The organism is Myxococcus sp. AB025B, from assembly GCF_006518215.1.
In the GTDB taxonomy this organism is placed as follows: domain Bacteria; phylum Myxococcota; class Myxococcia; order Myxococcales; family Myxococcaceae; genus Myxococcus; species Myxococcus fulvus.
Genome location: NZ_SRLW01000122.1, coordinates 21,440 through 27,963, shown reverse-complemented (window position 1 = coordinate 27,963; position 6,524 = coordinate 21,440). Strand labels below are relative to the sequence as shown.

Below are 6,524 nucleotides of genomic sequence, written 5' to 3'. Positions count from 1 at the left end.
CGCCCGTCCCCAAGAAGCCGACGCCCAAGCCGGACAAGGTCGTCACGGCGCCGCCCAAGCGCTCCACCCCTGCGCCCAAGCCGGTTCCGGAGCCGGACAAGGCGCCGCCGGTGGAGCCCGTCGTGGCCGCCAACACCCCCGCCTTCGGCTACTTCGCGCAGGTGCTGCCGCTGACCGCCGATGACGGTACCTTCCTGGTGAGGGGGGCCCGCGCCAGGGCCTTCCAGACGGGCATGGACGTGAAGGTGGTGGGCGACGCGACGTCCGACGGACAGCGTCCGGTGCTCGGCACCGCCCGGGTCGTCGCCACCGACAGGCGGCAGGCCCGCCTGAAGCTGGCCAAGGACGTCAAGTCCGCCCCGAAGCTCTACGCCGCCGTCCCCGCGGAGGACCCCTACTTCGGAGAACCCACCGAGCGGGGCGTGGAGCCCGCGTCCGCCACCGCCCCGCCCCCGAAGTCCGGTGCGTTGACGGGACACATCTCGAAGCGCGACCCCCTGATTGGCGCCACCTCCTACACGGTGAACAACGCCGACGAGTTCGAGTGGACCGACTGCGTCCTCGTCATCGAGACGCGCCAGCGCGCGACCCTGGGAGAGGTGCCCGCCTACTCGAAGCGAGAGGTGAAGCGCTTCAGCAAGCCCCAGACGCAGCAGGTGCCCCCCGCGGGCAAGGCGGGCGTGTACTGCAAGGAGGGGACGCTCTTCTCGACGGTGAAGTGACGCCTTCCGGGCGCTAGGGCCCGCCCGAGCGCTCCGCGGCCACCGGACAGTCCGCCACCACCGCGCGCACGTCCTCGCGCCCTCCGCGGGCCTCGCGCACGGCCCGGCTCAGCGACGTCTTGCACTCCCACGTCACGTCCCGCGTGCCGTGGCAGCAGTGCCAGCCCGTCAACGTCCGCCCCAGGTACTTGAGCATCTCCGCCCGCGTGGGGGTGACGAGCAGCCACACCGCGCCCGCGATGAGCCCCAGCCAGGGCAGCTGCGCGCCCAGCCCCTTGAGCCGCGCCGAGGCGCCCGCCGTCACCGGCTCCGCGTGCACGCCGAGCCAGGTGTCCAGGGGACGGCGTTGCAGCACCGGGGTGATGAGCAGGTCCACCGGCGTGGTGAGCGCCCGGGCCAGGGCGCGCGGCACCCCGGGCGCGCGGCCCATATGCACCAGCCGCACCCCGAGGAGCTGCCGCCACAGCGTCCTGCCCCAGATTCCGCCCACCGCCGACACCGCCAGCCAGGCCAGCAGGATGGCGACGAGCATCGCCACCGGGGTCCGCTCGTGCTCCAGCGCCCGCAGCGCGGCCCAGCCCACCAGGGCCGCCGTCGCCAGGTCCAGCACGTCCGCCACCCACAGGTGCCACTGGTACCGCGCCTCGGTGGTCACCTTGTCCGTCGAGAACAACGCCCCGTCGCTCATCCGCCCACGCTCCTCGGGGCGCGGAGCATAGACCTTCGCCCGGCCCCGCGGGGGACTGACGCGCCTGCCTTCCTCGCGCGGGTCCCCGTCCGGAAGCAGTCGTCCGCGTGCGTGACGCCGGGCGGGAGAGCGGGCGCCCACGGGCCGCCCTGGGGAGACCGGGGGACGTGACTCCTGTCTGTTTCCCGCAGTGGCGCCTCGGGCCCCTGGCTCCCATCTTGGGTTCAGCGCGATGCGGCGAGGCCCCCGCCACCACCGGGGCCTCGAGGCGCGGCGCGGACGCCACGTCCCCGGTCCTCCGGGGTGCGTGGCTCCTCAGGTGCCGACAGGTGGTGGCGTACGAGGCGACAGCGGCGGGGGGAAGTTTGGGAGTCGTGGGGGGGCAGGTGGTCCCCCGCCGCTGTCGCCGAGGCCGTTGGCGGCCAACGTTCCACGCCGGGTGAACGCCCGAGGTTTGGCCTCGGGGGCGATTCTGCCGGACACTGTGGCCCGTCATGGGCATTCCAGGGCATCGGCTCCGCGCGGCGTCGCGCGGGCTCGGGGGGTTCGTCTTGCTGGCTGGGCTCGTCCTGGCATGGCCGGGCCTTGCCTTGGACCCGCAGCGCTGGGTCTCCCAATACAGCCAGGACTCGTGGCGCAGCGACGACGGGCTGCCGCAGAACAGCCTGCTGTCGATGGCGCAGACGCGTGACGGCTACGTGTGGCTGGGCACGTGGGAGGGCCTGGTGCGCTTCGACGGCGCGCGCTTCGTCGTCTTCGACAAGCGCAACACGCCGGAGCTGCGCAACCACACCATCAAGGCGCTCGCGGAGGACGCGTCCGGCGTGCTGTGGGTGGGCACGGACCAGGGCCTCGTCTCATACGTGGACGGCCGCTTCGAGCGGGCCCCGGGCGCCTCGGCCCCGCTGGAGGGCTTCCGCGTGGAGCACCTCATCGTGGGCGAGGGCTCCTTGTGGGCGGGCACCTCGGGCGGGCTGTGGCAGGTGCCGCTGGGCGAGGGCGTGGCGCGGCAGTACACGGAAGCCGATGGCATGCCGGGCATGTCCATCACCGCGCTGGCGCGGGGCGGCGGGGACAACCGGCTGTGGGTGGGCACCAAGACGGGCCTGGCGCTGCTGGAGGGCGGCCAGGTGCGGGGCCTGCCCTTCCCGATACCCGGCGGGGACGTGCGCTCGGAGGTGACGTCGTTGTTCCAGGACGTCACCGGCACGCTGTGGATGGGCACCGAGGCGGGGCTGGTGTCGTGGAACGGCACGCTGGCCCGGCGCTTCAGCACGTCGGACGGGCTGCCGGCCGTCGTCACCGCGCTGCTCGCGGACAGCCAGGGCAACCTCTGGGTGGGCACGCGGCGGGGCGGACTGCTGCGGCGCGAGGCCACGGGCTTCAGCGCGCCGCTGCATGGCGCGGGGCTGGTGGACGCGGAGGTGCTGTCGCTGCTCGAGGACCGGGACGGCTCGCTGTGGGTGGGCACCTATTCGGGCCTGTTCCGCCTGCGCGACGGCCCGTTCGCGACGTTCGGCGCGCCGGAGGGCCTGAGCAACGAGACGGTGAGCACGGTGCTGGAGGACAAGCACGGCACGGTGTGGCTGGGCACGGTGGGCGGCGGCCTGTTCTTCCTGCGCGACGGGCGCATCCAGCGCATGGACGACTTCGAGGGCGGCACGGACCCGGTCATCACCGCGCTGCACGAGGCGCCGGACGGGACGCTGTGGGCGGGCTCGAAGGCGGGCGCGTTCCGGTACGACGGGCACCGCTTCGCGAAGTCCTCGCGGGTGCAGGGGCTGCCGGACGACGTGGTGACGTCCATCCTGGTGGACTCGCGGGGCACGCAGTGGTTCGGCACGCGCAAGGGCCTGGCGCGGGTGCGCGGCGGCGACGTGACGGTGTTCGGTCCGAAGCAGGGGCTCTCCTCGCCCATCATCGTCATGGCCGAGGACGCGTCCGGGGCGCTGTGGCTGGGCGCGGACAGCGGGCTGTGGCGCTACGAGGAGGGCAAGGGCCTGCGCCGCTTCACGGCGAAGGACGGCGCGCCGGGCGAGGTGGTGCTGTCGCTCCTGGCGGACCCCGACGGCACGGTGTGGGTGGGGACGGAGACGGGGCTGGGCCGGTGGAGGGACGGCACGTGGTTCCGCTACACGGTGTCGCAGCACGGCCTCTACGACGACGCGGTGTTCAGCATCGTCTCGGATGGGGACGAGCACCTGTGGATGAGCAGCAACAAGGGCGTGTCCCGGGTGTCGCGGCGCGAGCTGGAGGATGTGGCGGAGGGCAAGCGCACGCGGCTGGCGGTGATGGGGTTCGACCAGACGGACGGCATGCGCACCGCGGAGTGCAACGGGAACACGCAGCCGTCGGGGTGGCGGGGCCGGGACGGGCGGCTGTGGTTCACCACCATCCAGGGCGCCATCGTGGTGGACCCGGTGCGCGTGCGCGCGACGCGGCAGCCTCCCGAGGTGCGCATCGAGGAGGTGCGGGTCAACGGGAAGCTGGTGTCGGCGCCAGGCCCGGTGGAGCTGCGGCCGGACGACTCGCGGCTGGACATCCGCTTCACGGCCTTCACGCCGGGGGACGCGGTGCGCGTGCCCTTCCGCTACCGGCTGGTGGGCCATGACGACGGCTGGGTGCGCGCGGAGATTCGCCGGGCCACGTACACGGGCCTGCGCCCCGGGCGCTACCTGTTCCAGGTGCAGGCGGAGCTGCGCGACGGCGGGTGGACGGAGCCTGTGTCGCTGGACGTGGTGCTGGAGCCGAGCCTGTGGCAGCGCACGGAGTTCTGGGCGCTGTTCGTGCTGGGCATGGGGATGCTGGGCGTCAGCGTGTATCTGCTGCGCGTGGGGCAGCTGAAGGCGCGCGAGCGGTGGCTGGAGGCGCGCGTGCAGGAGCGCACGCGGGAGCTGGCGCGCGCGAACGAGGAGCTGGAGGCCAACGTGCGCACGCTGCGGCAGACGCAGGCGCAGCTGGTCCAGGCGGGGAGGATGGCGGCGGTGGGCCAGCTCGCGGCGGGCGTGGGGCACGAAATCAACAACCCGCTGGCGTACATCGTGTCCAACCTGGAGCACGCGAGCGAGGAGTCGGACATGCTCGCCCGCGAGCTCGGCGAGACGCGCGCGGCGGGGACGCGGCTGCGCGAGGTGGGGCAGGCCCTGCGCGAGGCACTGCACGGCGCGGACCGGGTGCGGCGCATCGTGCGTGACTTGAAGACCTTCTCCCGGCCGGATGACGAGAAGCAGGGGCCGGTGGAGCTGGGGGCGGTGCTCGACTCGGCGGTGAAGATCGCCATGGGCGAGCTGCGGCCGCGCGCGAAGCTGGTGCGCGACTACGGGGACGTCACGTGGGTGGAGGGGAACGAGGCGCGCCTGGCGCAGGTGTTCCTCAACCTGCTCATCAACGCGGCGCAGGCGCTGCCGGAGGGACGCGCGGAGCAGAACGAGGTGCGGCTGGTGACGCGCGGTGGCGCGGACGGCTGGGTGGTGGCGGAGGTGCGCGACACGGGGAGCGGGATTTCGCCGGAGTCGCTCGGGCGCATCTTCGACCCGTTCTACACGACGAAGCCGGTGGGCGTGGGCACGGGGCTGGGGCTGTCGTTGTGCCACGCGTACGTGACGGCGATGGGCGGCACCATCTCCGTGGAGAGCGAGCTGGGCAAGGGCTCGGTGTTCCGCGTGTCCCTGCGGCGCGCGAGGGCCCCGGGCGCGGGCGTGGCCGTGGATGCGCGGCGGGGCGGCGGCTGGTCCGCGCGTGGGCCGGGTGAGCGCGCGTCATCGCCCACGGGCTATCCGACGGTGCCCGAGTCGCGGCGGTCCACGACGGAGCCCACGGCCTCGACGGTGGCGCACGAGGTGTCGAAGCCCGTGGGGGACCCGCCGGCCAGCATGTCCAATCACACCTTCGTGGACGCGAGGGCCGTCTCCGAGCGTGCGTCCGCGCCGAGGTTCTCCGAGTCGTCCCCGGGAGACAGGGCCAGCACGGGGCACACGCCCGCGCCGAGGTTCTCCGAGTCGTCCCCGGACGACAGGGCCAGCACGGGGCACACGCCCGCGCCGAGGTTCTCCGAGTCGTCCCCGGACGACAGGGCCAGCACGGGGCACACGCCGGCGCCGGTTCGCGAATCCTCCACGGAGGACCGTGTCGCCGTGTCGGGCCTCGCTCCGTCCTCGGCGCCAGTCCCCCGGCCATCGACGGAGCGCTCCCTCGCGCCGTCGGACGTCAGCGCCATCGCGCACCGTGCCTCGGAGGTCGCGGGCGCGACGACGGGACGCACGTTCGTGACGGGACACCTCCCGGCCGTCGATCCCTCCTCGGGCCTGCGGTCCGCGTCGGAGCCCGCGTCACCCACGAAGCCCGCCTCGGGCTCGAGTCCGCTCGCGGAGGCGAGCCCGTCTCCGACCCGCGCGTCGGTGGAGCCCACGTCGCCCGCGAAGCCCGCCTCGGGTTCGGGCCCGCTCGTGGAGGCGAGCCCGTCCGCGGCGCGCACGTCGGCCGAGCCCGCGTCACCTGTCGTGAGCCCGTCCTCCACGCTGGCCTCCAGCGCGGTGGGCCCCGCGTCTCCACCCACCACACCGGTGGCCTCCGCCAGCGCCATGGACTCCTCCTCTTCACGCCCCGCCCCAGGTGGCACCGAGGTGTCCATGTCGATCCCGCCTCGAGGCCCCACCCAGGACGCCCCTCCGGGCGCGCGTCCCGCCGAGTCCGAGCCCGTCGTGCCGCAGGCCCGCGGCCGTGTGCTGGTCGTGGACGACGACGCGCTGGTGAGCGGCGCCATCCGGCGCACGCTCTCGCGCGAGAACGACGTGGACGTGGTGGTGAGCGCCCGGCAGGCGCTGGAGCGGCTCAGCGGACCGGAGCCCCGTCACTACGACGTGGTGCTGTGTGACCTGATGATGCCGGAGATGACGGGGATGGACCTCCACGAGGCGCTGGGGCGCGCGGCGCCGGCCGTCGCGGAGCGGATGGTGTTCATCACCGGCGGCGCCTTCACGCCCACCGCGCGCACCTTCCTGGAGCGGGTGGAGAACCCGCGCGTGGAGAAGCCGTTCGACCCGGAGTCCCTGCGCGCGCTGGTCCGCTCGGAGGTGGCCCGGGCGCGACGCGAGGCCGCGGGCCGGGCCGCCTGA

Annotated in this window: 2 protein-coding genes and 1 pseudogene; 2 read left to right on the top strand and 1 reads right to left on the bottom strand. The window is 74.0% G+C overall.

Annotated elements, in window-relative coordinates:
• A pseudogene (locus FL311_RS44160) lies at window positions 1-722 on the top strand (hypothetical protein); the annotation flags it as partial.
• 13 nt (window positions 723-735) lie between these two features.
• Here the strand turns inward: FL311_RS44160 and FL311_RS21185 are convergent.
• Window positions 736-1,410 carry a hypothetical protein gene (locus FL311_RS21185; protein WP_141327475.1) on the bottom strand — a complete coding sequence of 225 codons (675 nt, stop codon included), beginning with the start codon at window positions 1,408-1,410 and terminating at the stop codon, window positions 736-738.
• A 494-nt stretch (window positions 1,411-1,904) separates the two neighbouring features.
• Between FL311_RS21185 and FL311_RS21180 the strand changes: the two genes are divergently transcribed.
• Window positions 1,905-6,524, top strand: coding sequence for a two-component regulator propeller domain-containing protein (locus FL311_RS21180; RefSeq protein ID WP_305036162.1), 4,620 nt, complete (start codon window positions 1,905-1,907; stop codon window positions 6,522-6,524).

Excerpts from the sequence above, each read along its gene's own strand:
- FL311_RS21185 (WP_141327475.1), bottom strand. The coding sequence starts at position 1,410 with ATGAGCGACGGGGCGTTGTTCTCGACGGACAAGGTGACCACCGAGGCG.
- FL311_RS21180 (WP_305036162.1), top strand. The coding sequence starts at position 1,905 with ATGGGCATTCCAGGGCATCGGCTCCGCGCGGCGTCGCGCGGGCTCGGG.